The organism is Pseudoalteromonas sp. K222D, from assembly GCF_017653575.1.
GTDB classification, from domain to species: Bacteria; Pseudomonadota; Gammaproteobacteria; order Enterobacterales; family Alteromonadaceae; genus Pseudoalteromonas; species Pseudoalteromonas nigrifaciens.
On record NZ_JAGGDL010000018.1, the window covers coordinates 1 to 19,093 of the forward strand.

Sequence of the window (19,093 nt, forward strand, 5' to 3'; positions counted from 1 at the left end):
GTTACCAACAAGGCGTCATGAGCGCAGCTTTCCACGATGTGTGAAAAAGAAACCATCTAAATATCCCTATAAAAAAAAGCCAGTCAGTGTTAACTGACTGGCATTAGCCAATTGGCGGTTTTTTTATTTAAAACGAGAGCTAAATTATAGATCGCCTTCGTTTTCAGATAGGAACTTAGCAACGCCTTCAGGGCTTGCATCCATACCTTTTTTACCTTCAGTCCAACCAGCAGGACATACTTCACCGTGCTCAGTGTGGAACGCTAGCGCGTCAACCATACGTAGCATTTCATCAATGTTACGACCTAGTGGTAAGTCGTTCACTACTTGGTGACGTACATTGCCTTCTTCATCAATTAGGAAAGAACCACGAAACGCAACACCCGCTTCAGGATGCTCAACGTCGTATGCTTTACAAATTTCATGTTTAATATCTGCAACTAGTGCATATTTAACTTTACCGATACCGCCATCTGCAACAGCAGTGTTACGCCATGCGTTGTGTGAGAATTGTGAATCGATAGAAACACCAATTACTTCAACGCCACGTTTTTGGAATTCTTCATAACGCTTATCAAATGCAATAAGTTCAGAAGGACATACAAACGTGAAATCTAGTGGGTAAAAGAAAATAACTGCTTTTTTACCTTTAATTTTTTCATGAAGGTTATAGCTATCTACAATTTCACCGTTACCAAGAACTGCTGCAGCGGTAAAGTCTGGTGCCTGGCGGCCTACTAATACACCCATTTTATTCTCCAAATATTTTGAGTTTGTTGTCAATTGCTTATGCAATGCTGATAGTTATATGGGCTCTAAAACTTAAAAACCAATAGCGCACATATAATTATTATTATTTTAGAGAGAACTGGTGCGAAATGACAATCGTATTTAACGATTCCTCCCATCGATAATACTGAACGCTAAAAAGTGATGGGGTTTATTTTATTAGCTCAGTTTCTTGGTTATAAAGTATTAATAAAATGAAGACATAAAAAAACCTGCAAATGCAGGCTTTTAAAATAGGTTTAATCCATTATGTCGCTGGGCATATCGCCACGAATTTGTTGCCAAATTTCACCGGTTTGATGACCATATTTACGCATCATCATGATCGCACCGTCGTGTTCTCTGTTTTCAGCCAATTTAGTTAAGTCTTTATAAAACTGGCGAGCCAACTCACGCGTCCCCGGATCTGAAAAATAATGACAACCTATTTTTGAATAAAATCCTTTAAAGCCATTGAGTATAAGCACGTAAATACGATTATTACCTGCAACAGCTAACTCGTGATGCACTTTATAATCGTAATCAGCAAATGCTTGCGCACTGTCTTCTAACTCATCGCTTTGTGAGAGAATTTCAATCACACGTTCTGGATTTAACTTTATAGCTGCACGCGTATAAATTGCGCTTATATTAGTGCGTGCAGAGAGTAACTGGTCGGTTAACTCTGGCATTTTATCTTCATCAAGACGTGCTAACGTTTCAAGAATATTTAGTCCTGACGTTTCCCAAAAGTTATTCACTTTTGTTGGCTTACCATGTTTAATAGTTAACCAGCCATCTCGAGCCAATCGCTGTAATACTTCACGTAACGTCGTTCGGGTAACACCTATTAACTCTGAGAGTTCACGCTCAGCAGGTAGAATAGATCCAGGAGGGAAATCGCCATTCCAGATAGACTCTACTATGTATTCTTCAGCAAATCCTGCTGGGCTTTTCGCTTTAAAAATTCTCATCCAATTCCCACTCGAATTAATTCACACTACTACATACGATTAACCGACTGATTGTACCAGACGACGCTCAAGTAACAAGTAAAGTACGCCATATTACTGCCAGTATGCGATTAAAATATTTGTGCCTATAAAATGCTTTATATTTTTTACTAACACTTGTCGCAAGCACTTATATATTCACCCTAGATACATTTTAAGTAGTTATTTACTTTAAGTTCGCGCCTTGCCTTATTAACTTATTACGTAAAGTCACCTCACACACATACTTTACTCGTTTAAAGGGCCACCTCTTTATTCACATTATTGGATTTTTATTGGCTTTTAGAATTATAACCTTAACTTTAATCATCATAAATGCATGTGGGTAGGCTTTAAGTCGTTTTGCTTGCCCCTAACTTTATCCTACGTCATAATCTAACGTCTTATTTAAATACGGATTTATTATGAACTGGCTTGCACAATTACCCACCCAACGTACTCCTTGGCTTTTGTTTAGTGGTATTGTTTTTCTGCTTGAAATAACGGCACTGTTTTTTCAATATAAAATGGGATTGGCGCCATGTATCATGTGCATATATCAGCGTACTGCGGTATTAGGTTTACTTATTGCAGGTATTATTGGTACTAGTAATCCAGAGCATAGAGGGGTTCGCTTGCTCGCCTATAGTGTATGGGCTGTTTCTAGTGTTTGGGGATTTATAATTGCCCGCGAGCATATCGAAATGCAAACAACCACTGATCCTTTTGCATTTAGCTGTGAGTTTGAACCTAACTTTCCTGCCTTTATGCCATTACATGAGTGGATCCCAAGCTTTTTTGCAGCCACTGGTGATTGCGGAAACATTGACTGGCAATTTGCGGGGCTAAGTATGCCGGCATGGATGGAAGTAATATTTGCGCTGTTTGCAGCCACTTTATTTTTACTGGTAACGAGTCGCTTAATGACTAAAAGGTCGCTGTAATGCTTGTGTTTTTTTCAAGCCAAATTAATGCTCTAAAACATTTAAAAATACGTGACAGACAAGCTGTTATAGCGATTTCTTTAAGTATGCTTTCACCTGTTAATAAAGTACTACTTCGTATTATAAAATTATTATTACTCAGTCCGCTGTTTTTAATATTTGCCGTATTTGAAGGCTGGTTACTCATCCCTTTTTTACTACTCGGTGGGTTGTGTTACCCACTACTAACGACTCCAATTGAAATTAACTTTGCTAAAAAGCATTTATGTGAAGCATTAACCCAATATACTAAGGGCGCTTAACGCGCCCTTTTTAACTTAAAACGAAACCTTACCTTCAAGCTTTGCAGCTAATTTTTTACCTATACCTTTTACCATTTTCAAATCCTCTAACGATGTAAAGTTACCCTTTGCTTCGCGATAATCTATAATAGCTTGTGCTTTTTTCTTACCAATACCAGGGAGCTTAGATAGCTGGCTAACATCAGCAGTATTAATATTTAAAGCTGCCTGCTTTACTTGCTGAGTTATTGCTGAGGTATCTACATTTGCATAAGTAAGGGTTACTGGCAACATACAAAAAGCTGCAGCTAAAACACTGTATTTTAGTTTTTTCATCTTTCTTCCTTTTTTGTTCATACATGAACATTTACTTTGTTGTTTATATGTTTAAGTCATAACGCAAAAGGCTTTTTACACCTGCACTTTATTAAATACTTAAACCTAACATTCACTCCCTGTGAGATCCTTAACTGCAACGGTACACAAAAGTGATTAAGTTAAATAAAGTAAAGTTAATCTTTGTTGTCAACTATTATCACTTAATATTAATTAGGGGACTTGCAAATTTAAGCACAAACTTGTACTGTACATAAAAACAGTAATCTAATGGTTTATATATACTATATGCCACGCAAGTAAGCAGGAGAAATCATGGCTGTTGTTGTTAAATATGTTGTAGAACGAAACGGAGTCGAGCGCATGACGTTTACTACCAAAAAAGAAGCTGATGCCTATGATAAAATGCTCGATATTGCAGAGTCGCTTGAAATTTTGCTAGAAAAAGTTGATGTACCATTAAGTGAGCAACAAGTAGAGTCACTCGCTTTAGAAATGGCAAAAAGTAAAGATGACTTCATGACAATATTAAAAGGTGGTAAAGAGCCTATAGCCCCTAAAGCTGCTGTAAAAGGCAAAAAAGCAGATAATGTTGCACCCATAGAAGAAAGTAGCGACAAAAAAGCAAGTTAATAAATTTTGCATAAAAAAAGGGAGTAACCTAAGTTACTCCCTTTTTTGTTTATAACTTTTTATAGTTCTTGTTCTACTTCATCAAATAAGGTTGTAATTTCTTTAGCTGGCTCACTGGTCATTAAGCTAACTAATACAATCGCAATACTTGATAAAATAAAGCCTGGGACTATTTCATAAATAACGCTACTTAAACTCCCACCATTAATGGTAATTGGTGCGTATATCCATATAAGTACTGTTGAAGCCCCCACTAACATGCCTGCTAAGGCGCCAGCAAAGTTCATTCTTCTCCAGTAAAGGCTAAACAATACGAGTGGTCCAAATGCAGCGCCAAAGCCTGCCCACGCATTACTCACTAAGTCTAAAATAGAACTATCTCTATCGTAAGCTAAGTAAATAGCAAACATAGCAACTAATGCCACACTAATACGCCCAACAAAAACCAGCTCTTTTTGAGAGGCTTCGCGATGCAGGTATATTTTATAAAAGTCTTCAGTTAACGAGCTTGAACACACTAGCAATTGTGAAGAGATAGTACTCATTACAGCCGCTAAAATAGCTGCTAATAAAAAGCCAGCAATCAATGGATGAAAAACCAATTCAGATAGCACTAAAAATATTGTTTCTTTATCATTTATCGGCATTTCATTTTCTAGTATGAAGGCTGCCCCAAATAAACCAGTTAGTACTGCGCCTATTGCAGATAATGTCATCCAAGACATACCAATGCGTCGCATTGCTGGAATATCTTTAACTGAACGTACCGACATAAAGCGTACTATAATATGAGGCTGACCAAAGTAACCAAAGCCCCAAGCTAACGCAGAAATAATTGCGATGGTAGAGCCACCAGCAAACCAATCTAGCATATTTAGAGAGTGAACTTCACTGGCCTTTGGCGAGATAAGTAACAGGTCATAGCTTGCATTAGCGAGCGTTTCCATTACTGGCTGATCAAGCATAGTAAACGTTACTATTGGTACTACTAATAGCGCAATAAGCATAATGCAACCTTGTACAAAGTCGGTCAAACTTACCGCTAAAAAACCACCAAAAAGCGTATAAAGTACTACAACGCCAGTAGTAACATAAAGGCCAACTTCATAGCTCATTCCAAATGAATTTTCAAATAACTTACCACCAGCAACCACGCCAGATGAGGTATAAAGTGTGAAGAAAACAATAATAACAATAGCTGAAATAACACGTAATATATTCTTATTGTCCGCAAAGCGATTTGCAAAATAATCCGGGATCGTAATTGAATCATTCGCTTTTTCAGTGTAAACACGAAGCCTAGGTGCAACTAAGAAGTAATTTGCCCAAGCACCAAGCACTAAACCAATCGCAATCCAAACCTTACTCAAACCAAAAAGATACATAGCGCCGGGAAGGCCCATAAGTAACCAACCGCTCATGTCAGATGCACCTGCAGATAGCGCAGCAACACTTGGTGATAAATTACGGCCCCCTAACATGTAACCTGAAACATCGCTGGTTGATTGCTTAAATGCATACAATCCTATACCTAGCATTACAACAAAGTATAATGCTAGTGAAATAATCATTCCTGTTTCCAAACTCGCCTCCACTAATAAATTGCAACAGGCTTTTGATCCAAATAATGACTCTTAAAATATTATAGTTAAGACAGTATTGGGATAAAAACCATTCTCTGTCACTATAGCATGGGTAATAGTTAAAATTCCAACATGTCAACTTTAGTGAATTAAAAACAAACAAATCGTATATATTTAAGTCAAAATTTCTGTAACTTATTAAAAATATGTTATTAATCTAAGATAAGCTTATTTACATCATGCTATTTTTAATGTTTTGCCATATATTGTTACAATCAATAGTTATTTTTTATCTATACGGAATTTTTTATGTACTTTTACGCTGCACGCCAACCGATCTTAGATCGCGATAAAAAGCTTATTGGCTATGAATTACTATTTCGTGATGGTGTAAATAACGTGTTTCCCGATATAGATGGAGATGAGGCAACAACACGCCTAATAGAAGGCAGCCAGTTTAATTTTGGCCTTGAGGATTTAACTGACAATAAACCAGCATATATCAATTTTACTCTAGAAACTTTACTAAAAGGCTACCCTACTTTACTGAGTAAAGACGCTGTGGTGGTAGAGATACTCGAAACGGTGCAACCTGGTAAGCGTTTACTTGCTATTGTTAAAGACTTAAAAGAAAAAGGTTATACATTAGCCTTAGACGACTACATTCATCAACCTGTGTGGCGCCACTTTTATCCATTTATTGATATTATAAAAATTGACTTTTTAACCTGTAATATAGAAACAATTAAAACAATTATTGATGATTTAAAACCTTATCCACATCTAAAATTACTTGCTGAAAAAGTTGAAACCCATGAGGTGTATAACCAAGCATTGGAACTTGGCTTTGATTATTTTCAAGGGTTTTTCTTTTCAAAACCAGAGATGATCCAAAGTAAAGCGCTTCCCCCCTCTGGTATGACATTAGCCGAACTACTTTATGAGACCTCAACGCTTGATATGGATCTAAAAAAGATCACCGATATATTTGAGCGAGATGTAAATCTATCTTATAAGTTACTGCGTTATTCAAACTCTGCAGCATTTGCTAGACGTGCAAAAATAAGCACAATAAAACAAGCGCTTATCACCCTTGGTGCCAATGAAATTAAAAAGCTTTTATCTTTATTATTTGCAGCGCAAGTTTCAACAGATAAGCCTATGGAGCTAATTAGGTTATCGCTCACTCGGGCGCGTTTTAGTGAGTTACTGGCTATTTCGCATGGTAAGTTTAAAGACACTGGAATGGTTTTTTTAACCGGCATGATGTCGCTTATGGATGCTATTTTAGATGAAAGCATGCAAAGTGTGATGCAAAAGCTGCCATTATCTAATGAGATTAAAGCCGCTTTACTTAATGATGAGGGCTTGCTTGCAAGCTACTTAAACTTGGTTAAGTTTTATGAGCAAGGCAACTGGCTGGCAGCTAATCAGATCAGCCAACAACTTGGTTTAGATGATAAAGTACCCGATGCTTACCACGAAGCAATTAGCTGGGTGAACGAGCAAATGCAGTTAATGAGCAATGTTTAATAACAACTTTCTAATCACTAATGAGAAAATAAAACGCCAGCATTGCTGGCGTTTTTAATAGGTTTACAAACTTTCTAAAAAATCTTCATCAAAGTCATCAGGCTCTTCTTTGATTGGCGGGTTACCGTCGTAAAGTTCGTATAATTGGCGTTGAAAATAAATATCTTTAATAAATAAGTAAGGGTCTAGTGAATCGTTCAATAAACCTTCTTGCGCAATTAGTGATGCACGGGCCTCAACAGCTTTTAACGCAAACACTAAAATTGTTTGTGGTGTAGTTAACGCTATTTCAGGTAAAACAAAGTTATCAACTACATCGCCGGTTAAGTTACGCGCTGTAGAAGGCCCCATAGCAGGTAGCATCAAGTAAGCACCATCACCTGCACCCCATACACCTAATGTTTGCCCAAAATCCTCATCTACATGTTCTAGCCCTAATGAGCTGGCCACATCAAATAAACCAAAAATACCTACGGTCGAGTTAACTAAAAAACGTGCTAAGCTAACACTGGCATTACCTGGTTTACCCTGTAAACCGGCGTTGATCATATCTACCGGCGCACTAATATTATTGGTAAAATGCACTAAGCTTTGACGCACTGGTACAGGGGTCACCGTGATATACCCTACGGCGGCCGGTCTTAGTATGTATGTGTCTAAAACATCCATATTAAAGTCGTATATTGGGCGGTTAATATTTTGTAGTGGATCGCGTTCGTCCTTTTGGCTATCAGGTACTTGTGCACACCCGGCCAGCACTAACAAAAATATATAAATTAAACCATGTTTTAACATCGCGTATCCTTAAGGTATTAATGTGTCTATTTGCAGTTGCAACTGACGGGTACTTTCACGTTTTAATGCTGCTGAATGCCCTTCTAACTCACCGCTACTTGGCATTACTGAATCATCATTAGAGATACGTGCAGTAATAACTATATCTTCTGCGCTTGACAAGTTTAATCCTGCAACCATAGAGTTTGCATCACTTAGTTCAACTGTAATAGGAAATTGATACTCGTTAAGCTTAACAACCGCTATTGGCATTGGAGAGCCATTTAACGCTTTTGCAAAAACAAATAAAATTCCGTTTTCAGGTTGTTTATTTTTAAGCTCTGTACTTATATTTACTGTCACTTTAATTGCTGCACTCTTTGTAACGTCAACATTTTGTGCTTGCTGTTGTTCTATCTCACTAATACGCTGCGCAATCATATTATAGCGGGTATCTGCTTTATCCATACTGGCAAGTAATACTTCAAACGCCGCTTTTGCTTGTACCCAATCTTTACGTTCGTAAGCAATGAGTGCCAATAAAGAAATAGCATCTAAATTTTGCGGCTCTTCTTGCAGTACTTTTGAAAGCATACCTGCAGCACGTGTCATGCTTGCTTCACTGCCCTCAAGTAACAGCACTTGGCTGTAACTAATAAGCACCTGCATATTGGCAGGATTCATTTGCAACGCTTTATCAAACGACTGCTGCGCCATATCAAATTCGTTCAATGACATAGCCACACGGCCCAGTAACATCCAAGCAATTTCGTCATCCCCCGTTTGGCTAAGCTTAGTTCGCAGTGCCAATGCAAATGCTTGCAGCTCGTTTTCACTCAGCGGCTCGCCTTTTTGCATAACAGCTCGCTCACCGTACTCTGCCAAGTTATCCATAGCATCGTGCCAAGCCGATATTTGCTGCTGATTACCGGTCATAGAGTAAAAAATACCGGTTAGGGCAATCACAAACGCACCGCCTGTTAAGGCAAAAATACGATTATTACCACGGCTATTAAGTGACTTTTCTGGAGAGAGCTCATTGAGTAAGCGACGTTTGAGCTCGATCACTGACTCACTGTGATTTTGTGCATCAATTCGCTGGTTTTCTAAGTCGTTTTGTAGCTCAACTAAACGCTGTTCATAAATACTAATAAGTTCTGCGTTCGCATTGTGCGTAATGGTTTTAACACGCTCTTTTTTTAAAAAAGGCAACATCACAAACAACAGTGCAATAAGTGTGAGTAAAGCAAAAGACGCCCACATTAAAATCATTTAACTTTGCTCCTGACGTTTATTTTTAGCAATTAATTTAATTAACATTGCTTCGTCGTTGTTGCTCCAGCTTTGTTTTACCGATGCTTTGCGTTGGCGAATAACAATAAAACCAAAACCAAAAATTACAATCAATACCGGTAAAACCCACAGCACTAAAGTTGCAGGGGTTACTGGTGGATCGTAATGTACAAAGTAGCCATAACGATCGATCATATAATCTATTACTTCGTCTTTCGTTTTACCATCTTTTACTAAAGCTAATACTCGCTCGCGTAAATCTTTTGCTACTACCGCATCAGAGTCGGCAATATTTTGATTTTGACACTTAGGGCAACGTAACTCTTTGGTTAGCTCTTCAAAGCGAACCGCTTGCTCGTTACTGTCAAATTGGTAACGGTCTTGCTGAGCAAGCGCCCCCATACTGACAAAAAGGCTAAGGGTTAATAACAACCACTTCATTATTTGAGCTCCTGCATAATTGGTGCAAACTTAGCACGCCACACTCGCGGATTTATATCACCGGTATGGTGCAACAAAATGGTGCCGCTTTTATCAACTAAAAAAGTCTCTGGCGCACCCGACACACCTAAATCTAACGACAGTGTGCGATGTAAATCTAAAATATTAAACTGATATGGGTCGCCAGCACGCGTTAGCATATTGGTTACGTCACTACGCAGTGCTTGCATATCAAATGGCCCGTCAAAATCGGCATCGTAACCTTGCACATAGTACAAGCCTATAATTTTAACGCCTTGCTCGCGCAATTTAGTTAAGTAGCCTAGCTCTGCTAAACATGTAGGGCACCAGGTACCCCATACATTTAATAAATAAACCTCACCTTTTAACTGCTCATTGCTCCACTGCTTATTATCTTGCATTAGATCTGGCAGGCTAAATTCTGGCATAGATTGCCCTAATCGCCCTGTTTGTATTTCCCTTGGGTTAGCAAATAACCCTTGGAATAAAAACACACAAATAAAAGCAAAAACCAGTAACGGTGCTATAGCTAAAAGCTTACGATTCATGCTTCGCTCTCCGCTGTTTCTTTTGTTGATTGAGGCGATGAGGTGCGATAGCGTTTATCAAATAAAATTACAAACCCTGCTAACGAAATTAATATACCGCCAATCCACATCCAACGCACAAATGGCTTATGATAAATTCGTAATGACCACGCGCCTTCGCTTAATTGCTCACCTAACGCTAGGTATAAATCGCGTGTGAAGCCTGCATCAATTGCTGCTTCTGTCATAAACTGCATGCCAATATCGTAACGGCGTTTTTCGGCATGTAACTGAGTAACTAGCTTGTCATTTTTTAATACCGATACAACACCCGCATGGCCACTGTAATTAGCTCCGCGAACATTTTTCACTCCTTCAAAGCGGTATTGATACTGATTAAGCTGCACCGTATCACCTGGTTTCATTGATACGTCGCGCTCAACCGAGTATGCCGAAGTAAGGGTTACGCCAGCAATTACAAAGGCAATACCTATATGGCCAAGTACCATAGCCCAATAACCTAAACCTAAGCGCTTAAAGCCTTCTTTAAAGGTGCTATGTACGGTAACTTTACTGTACAAATCAATACCTGTTGTAATTACAATCCATACAGCTAACGTGGTTGCTAATAAGGTAAGCGGTGCAATCACATCATAGCTAGAAAATAACCAAGCAAAGGTAATAATAATACTGACTAATACACCCATTAGTATTTTGTTTTGTAAAAACGCCCATTTATTTTGCTTCCAGCGTAAAAACGGCCCAATACCCATTAAAATAGCAAATGGCACTAACAGTATTGCAAACATCTTATTAAAAAATGGTTCGCCAATTGAAATGCTGCCTAAGCCCATTTCTTTGTGTACCATAGGCAATAAAGTACCTAGTAATACAATTAAAGTAGCAACCACTAAGAATATATTATTTAGCCACAGTGCTACTTCGCGCGATACTAACTTGTAACGCCCTTCGCTTCGCACTTGCGATACGCGCATGCCATAAAGTGCTAATGCACCGCCAACAACAATAGCTAAAAAGGCCAGTATAAATAAGCCTCTATCAGGGTCAGTTGCAAAAGCATGCACAGATACAATAATACCTGAGCGCACAATAAAGGTGCCCAGTAAGCTAAGTGAAAATGCTGCAATTGCTAACAGCACTGTCCATGATTTAAATACACCACGTTTTTCTGTCACACTCAATGAATGTAAAAGTGCTGTTGCTACTAACCAAGGCATTAAAGATGCATTTTCTACTGGATCCCAAAACCACCAGCCGCCCCAGCCAAGTTCTGAATACGCCCACCAACTTCCTATGGTAATACCTAAAGTTAAAAAGCCCCACGCGGTCATAGTCCAAGGACGAGACCATTTGGCCCAAGTATTATCTAGCTTGCCAGTTAAAAGTGCCGCAATTGCAAAAGCAAACGCTACAGATAGCCCTACATAACCCATATAAAGTAACGGCGGGTGTATGATCATACCCGGATCTTGTAGTAGCGGATTTAAGTCGCGCCCCTCTACCGGAAAATAAGGTAATAAACGCTCAAATGGGCTTGAAAGCAATAAGGTGTACATCATAAAGCCAACACCTAAAAAGCCAAGCACACCAAGTACACGAGCACGCAATACCCAAGGTAGTGCTTTAGAGCGCAGTGCAACAACAGCTGTCCAACCAGCTTGCATCAATAACCACAATAAAATAGCGCCTTCATGCCCACCCCAGGTCGAGGTTATTTGATAATACCAAGGCAAAGAGCTACTTGAGTGATACGCCACATACGCAACTGTAAAGTCATTTGTAAGGCTGGCATAAATAAGGGCGGCAAACGAAATAAATACAAATACAAATTGCCCTACCGCTAACGAAGGAGCAGCACGCATTAAACGTAAATTACCGGTATGTGCCCCCCACAGCGGAAAAACACATAATAAAACGCTTAGCACCATGGCAAGCGTTAAAGAAAAATAACCAAGTTCTGGGATCATTATTAATTACCACTATCTAGGTTGTATTTAGGTTTCTCGTGTTTAATTCCTTTTAACGCTTCTGCCACTTCAGCAGGCATGTATTCTTCATCATGCTTAGCAAGTACTTCAAATGCTTCTATTACATTGGGCTCCACAAGTACACCTTGTGCAACTATGCCTTGGCCTTCGCGGAATAGGTCAGGCAAAATCCCCTGATAACGCACTACCACGGTTGGGCCTGTATCAACTAAAGTAAAGCTTACTTTTAAACTTTGCTCATTGCGCTCTACCGAACCTGGTACAACCATGCCACCAATGCGTAGCTTTTGGCCTATTTGTGGTTTTTCTTTATTGGGGCCTTTACCGTCAACAAGCTCACTTGGGGTATAAAATAAATTAATGTTTTCTTGTAATGCATACAGTACCAAGCCTATTGAGGCACCAATACCAAACAGCACTGCAACAATAACTAAAAGGCGTTTTTTACGTCTTGGGTTCATTATATTTGCTCCTGCTTAGCATTTTTAATACGAACTTCTCGCGCTATTTGTTGCTCTACCGATGCCATAATATGTTTAGTCTCTCTGAGTGAACTAAATAAAATACCTAATAAAATAAGTGCGCATGTACCAAAAGAAAGCCACACATAAAATCCATAACCTCCCATTGCAATAAAATCAGAAAATGAGTCAAACTGCATAACTACCTCTTAGTTAACAACTGGCGCACCCATGGGCGATGCTTTTCACGTTGTAATATTTCATTTTTAAGACGAATTAAAGTAACAGTGCCAATAAAAGCCGCAAACGCCAAAATGTTTACCATTAATGGCCAAAACATACTGGGATCAATTGCTTTGGTATCTAGCTTAGTTATTGAGGCTCCTTGATGTAGAGTATTCCACCACTCAACAGAATAATGAATAATAGGTAAATTAATAACCCCTACAATAGCCAATATAGAAGCGGCACGACCCGCTGCCTTTTTATCTTCAAAGGCATGGTACAAAGACAACACACCCAAATATAAAAATAATAAAATAAGTTCTGAGGTTAAACGCGCATCCCATACCCACCAAGCGCCCCACATAGGTTTACCCCATGCAGCACCGGTTATAAGTGCAATCGCAGTAATGCACGCCCCTACAGGCGCAATTGCAATAACTGCAAGTTCAGCGTTTCGTAACTGCCAAACCAGCGCAATAATGGCAGCAATTGCCATTGATGAATAAGCACCCATAGATAAAATAGCCGAAGGCACATGAATAAAAATGATACGGTAGCTGTCTTTTTGTTGGTAATCGGCAGGCGCAAAACCAAGCCCCCATACCCAACCAACTAACATACTAATAACCGTAACTACGGCAAAATAAGGCAATAACGTATTGCATAACTTATATGCACGCTCTGCTTTAGCATAGGGATGTAACCACTTCCACATATTAACTTACACTCACTTTTAATGCTGACGATATGGCGATTGGCGCACTAATAATAGCAATAACTAACATAGCGCCAAGAATGGCAAGCTGCCCACTATAATCCAGCGACATAGTACTGGTATCGATAGCTGACGTTGCAAAAATTAAAACCGGAATATACAAAGGCAACACCAATAAACTCATTAAAATACCGCCTTTTTGTAATCCTACAGTAAGCCCAGCCCCAATTGCGCCAATAAAGCTCAACAAAGGCGTACCTAATAATAGCGTTAGTAACGTAGCCATTAATGCTGTGTTATCTAAATTCAATAGTAGTGCAAACAGTGGGGTCATTAATACTAAAGGAAGCCCAGTGATCACCCAATGCGCGGCTACTTTAGCCAACACAGTTAACGATAACGGATACGACGATGCAATAAGTTGTTCAAGTGAGCCATCGTTATAATCATCTCTAAACAGCTTATCTAACCCCAACATAGTTGAGAGTAAAGCAGCCACCCAAATTATACCCGGCGCCATTCTTGCCAGTAGACCGGGCTCTGGCCCAATAGCTAACGGAAATAATGAAATAACAATTAAAAAGAACAAAATAGGATTGATAATTTCAGCGCGCTGACGAAAAGCAAGTTTAACATCTTTACTAAACACGGCTTTAAAAAGTAACCAATAGGAGTGTTGTCGGGTCATTAGTGACGATACTCCAAAGTGAGTGTTTCTAGGTTGCTAAAATGGGCCGTTAAATCTTGATGCGTGGTTAGCAATATAGCTCCGCCATTTTTTAAATGCTCAACAAAACGTTGCTGTAAAAAGACAACACCACTTTTATCAAGTGCTGTAAATGGCTCATCTAAAATCCATAACTTAGCTTCACTTAACCATAATCGAGCTAACGCAACACGGCGTTGCTGCCCAGCAGAGAGCGTTCTAACCGGTACATCTTCAAGGCCTACTAAGCCAAGCTTACTTAATAAAGGGTATAAATCACCTTCATTAGTGTAGCCATTAATTGCCAGCCAATGCTTAACGTTTTCAAGCGCACTGAGCTGCACATTAACCCCGGTTTTATGGCCTATAAATAATAGATCTCTGGCGTACTCTTCATAGTACTTTTTAATCGACTGATTAAGGTACAAAATATCGCCTTCATCAGGCATAGAAAAGCCCGCTATAATACGTAATAAAGACGTTTTACCAGCACCATTAGCACCTGCTAATTGCATGATTTGGCCACTATTAAGGCTAAAATTAAGATCCGCAAACAAACAACGTTCTTGCTTGATGCAGGTGACGGACTTAATGTGTAACAAGATGACGATTCTCTCTGCCAAAAATTAGGCGTTAGTCTATCATAATGATAGGGTAATACGAATATTGCTTTAAAATCGATTCACTAAAAATAAAGAAAACTTGATTTAAAATAATGAATACACCTACGCAAATTACATTATCTAATTCATTGGTTAATAACCTAACCTCTAATGCGCCTAAGCATAACTTAACCTCGCTTCCTGGCGAGATGCTTGCGGCAAAAAACATTCAGTTTTCTAAAGAATCGATCACCCTAGATGTATTAATAAATAAGCACTGGCAAACTCTCAGGCTTGGTATTACAACTGCGCCAAAAAACTTAGACAAAATAGCCAGTGCGAGCATACAGCTCAGTAACGAGGGCAAGTCACTTGCAATTACCCCCAACAATACAAGGCTTACACTTAATCAACCAGTGCAATTACAGCAATTTTTAAATTATATAAATACCGGAAGCGAGGTACAAAATAACCCTATGCCGGCGCAGGTCGTATTAACGCCTACACCCAAGCTGGTAATTGAAAAGCTTAATGCCAGCATTGCAATTAATAAAGAGGTAGCGCAACTACTGGCCGCCGAGCAACCATTAAAAATAATAATTAGCACTAATAATAAAGGCGCGCAGCTAGACGTTATCAATCGCTTTGCTGAATCCGTGCATACACAACCCATAACTCAAGCAAAACTAGCAAGTTTACTTGCGCAAAATTTGCCAAATGCACAACTACAAGCAACCCCTAAATTTGCAATTTTAACGCATGCACAACAAGCAGGTTCATTTAAGCTTAATATAAACAATAATCAACTTAACCAACTTTCGCATACCGTAACAAACGTAAACTTGAGCAGCCAAGCCAACAAACTGTTAATTCAAACTAATATAAACAGTACCACTGTCATACTTAAAAACTCGTTCACAAAACCGTTTAATCAACTAATTTCGGCGCAGCAAAGCAGCGTATCAACAAGCAATTTAAATAACCCTACTAGTCCATTAATAGCGGCTAATAACAGCCCTATTGATTCTTGGTTAAAAAGTAGTTTTGGTGAACTAAAAACGCGTATAAGTGATGCAGTAAAATACTTCGAAAACAAACCTTTTGCCGCTATAAATCAAACGGCAACAGGTATTAATAAACTAAATGTCACCGAGCAGTTAAACCAGCAACCTAAGCAGTTGCCACCTTTAGTGCAGTTAACCCAATTAATTAAATCAAGTGTTAGCCTATGGCAGTTGCCAACAAGCATGCTCTTTGCAACAACGAGCAATGGCAAACTAAGTTCGCAAAATCAATTACACCCTTTAGAAGCTAAATTACTCGCTCCACTGCTAAACCAACTCAGTGCAGCTAGCGCAATAAACACACCCAATAACACGCCGCTTTTAAGCAGCAAAATAGCAGATATTGCACAGCAGTTATCGCAGCAACCAGCCGACTTAACGCGCCTCGTAAATCAGGCATTTAATCGGATGGTTTCTAGTAACAATTTGCACCCAACAGCTATACAGCGCGAAATTCTTGCCACATTACAACCAACGCAACTGACAAACGACACGCTGCAAAGCAGTTTTAGTAAGGGATTAGAGCAACTTGCAGTAAGCATTTTAGCCGCGCCTATTATTAGCCAAACAACTACACCTATTAGCATTAATAATCAAACCGGCTTAGATGCACTACTGCAGGTGTTATTACCCACATTTAAAACCGGCAACTCTGGTGCTAAATTACTTGAGCAACTGCAACAAAGCCAAGTGCAAGCACTTGCGGGGGAGTTAACACAAGTTAAAAATACCCTTGGCCAAGTAAATGTTACCCCTGCTAATCAGCTAGCCGACTCAAACCCCTTGGTAAACTTTTTATTACCAATGAAATTACCGCCAGAAGCGGCGCAAACAGAAATAACATTAGGCCAATATAAAAAGCCCAGTGGCGATAAGCTAGCAGGAAAAAATGTCTGGTTTGTTAGATTAAACTTTGATTATGCACAACTTGGTCAGTTACAAATTACTGCCGAATTAATGGATAAAGCACTTGATTGCCAGTTATTTGCATCAAGCCAAGAAGTGACCGCTATGGCTCATCCGCATCTTGATAATTTAAGATCAAAATTAGCCAAGCATGGTTTGCAAGTAGGTGATCTTACTTTAAAGCAAGGCGATGCAAGCCATCAAGCTTTTTATAAATCGCATACTATTATTAATATTAAGGTATAAAAATGAGTGACTCAGCCAACAACAAATCTGCGATTGGGCTTTTATATGCAGCCGGAAACTCGCCTATGGTAAGTACCAAGGGCTTTGGCAAATTAGCTGATGAAATAATAGCAGCGGCTGAAAAAAAAGGCATTATGATCCATCAGGATGAAGCATTAGCCAAAACGTTATCACACTTAGAGCTTGGGGAAGAAATACCTAAAGAGTTGTATTATGTAATTGCTGAGCTAATTGCATTTTCGTATGTATTAAGAGGGCAATTTCCGCCAGGCTGGCAAGACTTTCAAGGTAAGTTAAATATTAAGGCGTAGCTTTAACAGCATTAAAAAGCAAAAAAGACGCTAAGCGCCTTTTTGTTTATGCAATGAAAACAGCAGTTCTGCTTCTGCTCTAGGTAATTCGCATTCACGAATTACTTCTTCTAAATCAGCTCCAAGTTCGACCATTTTTACAGCACGAGAATAAATTTTTGCATCTGGATCGTCATACTTTTGCGCTGCTTGTTGTTGAGTTAGCTCTTCATTTTGCTGTTCAACTTCAAGTACTCGCTTACCAATACTTAATAACCCAGTGCGCAACTCTTGTACCTCACTGCGTAAAATATTAATTTGCTCAGCCGAGTCTTTAAATTGCTGCAGCTGAGAGGTAAGCTCACTTGCATAGCTGCTTTTAAATAGAATGATCATCGCCAATGCTATAAGGGCAACAGCTAACGCTATAATTGCTAAACTGAGTAATAACATAATTTTTAGTGGTAAAGCTTATAAATCGCTCAACTCATCCCATTCGTCGTCACTAAGTAGCTTATTTAAATCAACTAAAATAAGTAACTCGTTTTCGCGATTACACACACCCTGAATAAACTTAGCGCTTTCTTCTGTGCCTACATTCGGCGCACTGTCTATTTCTGAGCTGCGCAAATAAACCACTTCAGATACGCTGTCGGCTAAAATACCAATAACTTGCTCTTCAGCTTCAATAATTAAAATTCGCGAATTATCTGTTGCATCCGTACCGGCTAAACCAAAACGGGCACGAGTATCAATAACCGTAACCACATTGCCACGTAAATTAATAATACCAATCACGTACGAAGGTGCACCAGGTACAGGGGCTATTTCAGTGTAGCGTAATATTTCTTGCACTTGCATTACGTTAACACCGTAAGTTTCGTCTTCTAACTTAAACGTTACCCACTGTAGTATTTCATCATTATTATCTGCATTTTTATTTGCTGACAGTAACTTATCTTGGTTCATGCTGTTTCCCCGTAATGGTCATTACTACTGACGGCTGTCTAGGCCTTTCTCTAATAATGCATTTAAATTATTTACATCTATTAAAGCGCACATTTTTTCTTTAATAACACCGGCAAGCCATGGGCGCTTACTTTGGTTTGTACGCCATTTTACATCTTCTTTACTCAATGTAATGTTATTTATTAGCTTTTCTGCCAATAATCCCCACTGACTGTCGCCTAGTGTAATTAAATACTTGTAGTTAAGTGACGCCTCTAACTTTTCGTCATACTTTTCTGGCATAACCCAACGTGCGGTATCAACCACATTAAGTTTTTCATCTCTATTGAGCATAACGCCTTTAAACCACTTTGGTTTACCAAACAAATGATTTACTTCACTTAATTCATGTATACCGCCTAACGCTTTAAGCGGCACAGCTAGCGTTAATCCTGCCACTTCAAAAAATAAGGCTTGAAACTGCCCGTCAAAATAATCAGCTTGGCTTTGTGCGGCTAATATTTGCTCGGCCGACAGTGTTTGCTCAGCAGAGGTGACTAGGGCTTTGATTTCTTGCGCTATCGGCTTTTTAATAATTTCTGGCACAACTTGCTCAAATACTGGCGTACTTTGTGTGCTCTGCGCTTCTAAATCTGGGTGTTCAGTTTTTTTATCCGTTACTTGCTCAAGTAATTTTGCAACGGGTTCAAGATTATCTACAGGCTCGTCTTCGCACAATAACGCGCCTAGATATTGAGTCATTACTTTTTCATTAGCAAATAATTGCTTACTCAT

At 39.1% G+C, this 19,093-nt stretch carries 23 protein-coding genes; 6 read left to right on the plus strand and 17 right to left on the minus strand.

Going from position 1 to position 19,093, the window contains the following annotated elements; genetic code table 11:
* Positions 1-144: 144 nt before the first annotated feature.
* Together J5X91_RS10320 and fadR are read right to left on the minus strand one after the other, a co-directional pair.
* A complete protein-coding gene (locus tag J5X91_RS10320) occupies positions 145-750 on the minus strand; it encodes a peroxiredoxin C (protein WP_011327532.1) in 606 nt (201 codons plus the stop codon).
* Between the two features lie 278 nt (positions 751-1,028).
* The gene (gene fadR / locus J5X91_RS10325; RefSeq protein WP_011327531.1) at positions 1,029-1,742 is read right to left on the minus strand and encodes a fatty acid metabolism transcriptional regulator FadR; all 714 of its coding nucleotides are present in this window, start codon (positions 1,740-1,742) and stop codon (positions 1,029-1,031) included.
* A 443-nt stretch (positions 1,743-2,185) separates the two neighbouring features.
* Between fadR and dsbB the strand changes: the two genes are divergently transcribed.
* Positions 2,186-2,704, plus strand: coding sequence for a disulfide bond formation protein DsbB (dsbB, locus tag J5X91_RS10330; protein WP_011327530.1), 519 nt, complete (start codon positions 2,186-2,188; stop codon positions 2,702-2,704).
* On the plus strand, positions 2,704-3,006 hold the full coding sequence (locus tag J5X91_RS10335) for a DUF6170 family protein (protein WP_011327529.1): 303 nt from the start codon (positions 2,704-2,706) through the stop codon (positions 3,004-3,006). Before dsbB ends, J5X91_RS10335 begins: the two co-directional genes overlap by 1 nt.
* A 15-nt stretch (positions 3,007-3,021) precedes the next feature.
* Here the strand turns inward: J5X91_RS10335 and J5X91_RS10340 are convergent, their stop codons facing one another.
* Positions 3,022-3,321, minus strand: a complete 300-nt coding sequence (locus J5X91_RS10340) for a helix-hairpin-helix domain-containing protein (protein WP_208834716.1) — start codon at positions 3,319-3,321, stop codon at positions 3,022-3,024.
* Positions 3,322-3,636: 315 nt separating this feature from the next.
* Here J5X91_RS10340 and J5X91_RS10345 point away from each other — a divergent pair, with 315 nt between their 5' ends.
* Positions 3,637-3,954, plus strand: coding sequence for a YebG family protein (locus tag J5X91_RS10345; RefSeq protein ID WP_089367888.1), 318 nt, complete (start codon positions 3,637-3,639; stop codon positions 3,952-3,954).
* Between the two features lie 59 nt (positions 3,955-4,013).
* On the opposite strand, the gene putP is transcribed toward J5X91_RS10345, so the two are convergent.
* A complete protein-coding gene (putP, locus tag J5X91_RS10350) occupies positions 4,014-5,525 on the minus strand; it encodes a sodium/proline symporter PutP (protein ID WP_280117914.1) in 1,512 nt (503 codons plus the stop codon).
* Positions 5,526-5,846: 321 nt separating this feature from the next.
* Between putP and J5X91_RS10355 the strand changes: the two genes are divergently transcribed.
* The gene (locus J5X91_RS10355) at positions 5,847-7,070 is read left to right on the plus strand and encodes an HDOD domain-containing protein (protein WP_179807121.1); all 1,224 of its coding nucleotides are present in this window, start codon (positions 5,847-5,849) and stop codon (positions 7,068-7,070) included.
* 63 nt (positions 7,071-7,133) lie between these two features.
* Here the strand turns inward: J5X91_RS10355 and J5X91_RS10360 are convergent, their stop codons facing one another.
* The 10 genes from J5X91_RS10360 to ccmA are packed head-to-tail and all read right to left on the minus strand — an operon-like array spanning position 7,134 to position 14,844.
* A complete protein-coding gene (locus tag J5X91_RS10360) occupies positions 7,134-7,865 on the minus strand; it encodes a VacJ family lipoprotein (protein WP_208834720.1) in 732 nt (243 codons plus the stop codon).
* Positions 7,866-7,874: 9 nt separating this feature from the next.
* Complete coding sequence (gene ccmI, locus J5X91_RS10365; protein WP_182676792.1) at positions 7,875-9,116, minus strand: c-type cytochrome biogenesis protein CcmI; 1,242 nt, start codon at positions 9,114-9,116, stop codon at positions 7,875-7,877.
* Positions 9,117-9,578: a cytochrome c-type biogenesis protein gene (locus J5X91_RS10370; protein ID WP_208834722.1), complete on the minus strand. Its 462-nt coding sequence runs from the start codon at positions 9,576-9,578 to the stop codon at positions 9,117-9,119.
* Positions 9,578-10,147, minus strand: a complete 570-nt coding sequence (locus J5X91_RS10375; protein ID WP_011327521.1) for a redoxin family protein — start codon at positions 10,145-10,147, stop codon at positions 9,578-9,580. Before J5X91_RS10375 ends, J5X91_RS10370 begins: the two co-directional genes overlap by 1 nt.
* Complete coding sequence (locus J5X91_RS10380; protein WP_011327520.1) at positions 10,144-12,114, minus strand: heme lyase CcmF/NrfE family subunit; 1,971 nt, start codon at positions 12,112-12,114, stop codon at positions 10,144-10,146. The genes J5X91_RS10375 and J5X91_RS10380 overlap by 4 nt, the downstream gene beginning before the upstream one ends.
* 2 nt (positions 12,115-12,116) lie before the next feature.
* Positions 12,117-12,596: a cytochrome c maturation protein CcmE gene (gene ccmE, locus J5X91_RS10385; protein WP_011327519.1), complete on the minus strand. Its 480-nt coding sequence runs from the start codon at positions 12,594-12,596 to the stop codon at positions 12,117-12,119.
* Positions 12,596-12,796 (minus strand): heme exporter protein CcmD, encoded by a 201-nt coding sequence (gene ccmD / locus J5X91_RS10390; protein ID WP_011327518.1) that lies wholly within the window; start codon positions 12,794-12,796, stop codon positions 12,596-12,598. Before ccmD ends, ccmE begins: the two co-directional genes overlap by 1 nt.
* Before the next feature lie 2 nt (positions 12,797-12,798).
* Entirely contained in the window at positions 12,799-13,536 is a 738-nt protein-coding gene (locus tag J5X91_RS10395; RefSeq protein WP_208834726.1) for a heme ABC transporter permease, read from the minus strand.
* Position 13,537: 1 nt separating this feature from the next.
* On the minus strand, positions 13,538-14,224 hold the full coding sequence (gene ccmB, locus J5X91_RS10400; protein WP_011327516.1) for a heme exporter protein CcmB: 687 nt from the start codon (positions 14,222-14,224) through the stop codon (positions 13,538-13,540).
* Positions 14,224-14,844, minus strand: a complete 621-nt coding sequence (ccmA, locus tag J5X91_RS10405) for a cytochrome c biogenesis heme-transporting ATPase CcmA (protein WP_208834729.1) — start codon at positions 14,842-14,844, stop codon at positions 14,224-14,226. Before ccmA ends, ccmB begins: the two co-directional genes overlap by 1 nt.
* 113 nt (positions 14,845-14,957) lie before the next feature.
* Between ccmA and J5X91_RS10410 the strand changes: the two genes are divergently transcribed.
* Positions 14,958-17,060, plus strand: a complete 2,103-nt coding sequence (locus J5X91_RS10410) for a flagellar hook-length control protein FliK (protein WP_208834733.1) — start codon at positions 14,958-14,960, stop codon at positions 17,058-17,060.
* Positions 17,061-17,062: 2 nt separating this feature from the next.
* Positions 17,063-17,371 (plus strand): EscU/YscU/HrcU family type III secretion system export apparatus switch protein, encoded by a 309-nt coding sequence (locus tag J5X91_RS10415; RefSeq protein ID WP_011327513.1) that lies wholly within the window; start codon positions 17,063-17,065, stop codon positions 17,369-17,371.
* 30 nt (positions 17,372-17,401) lie between these two features.
* Here J5X91_RS10415 and J5X91_RS10420 read toward each other — a convergent pair whose 3' ends face one another.
* Genes J5X91_RS10420 through J5X91_RS10430 form a run of 3 tightly spaced genes read right to left on the minus strand, consistent with a single transcriptional unit; the run spans position 17,402 to position 19,093 of the window.
* Positions 17,402-17,803 carry a DUF2802 domain-containing protein gene (locus J5X91_RS10420; protein WP_011327512.1) on the minus strand — a complete coding sequence of 134 codons (402 nt, stop codon included), beginning with the start codon at positions 17,801-17,803 and terminating at the stop codon, positions 17,402-17,404.
* 18 nt (positions 17,804-17,821) lie between these two features.
* Positions 17,822-18,319: a chemotaxis protein CheW gene (locus tag J5X91_RS10425; protein WP_011327511.1), complete on the minus strand. Its 498-nt coding sequence runs from the start codon at positions 18,317-18,319 to the stop codon at positions 17,822-17,824.
* Positions 18,320-18,343: 24 nt separating this feature from the next.
* Complete coding sequence (locus J5X91_RS10430; RefSeq protein WP_089367882.1) at positions 18,344-19,093, minus strand: CheW domain-containing protein; 750 nt, start codon at positions 19,091-19,093, stop codon at positions 18,344-18,346.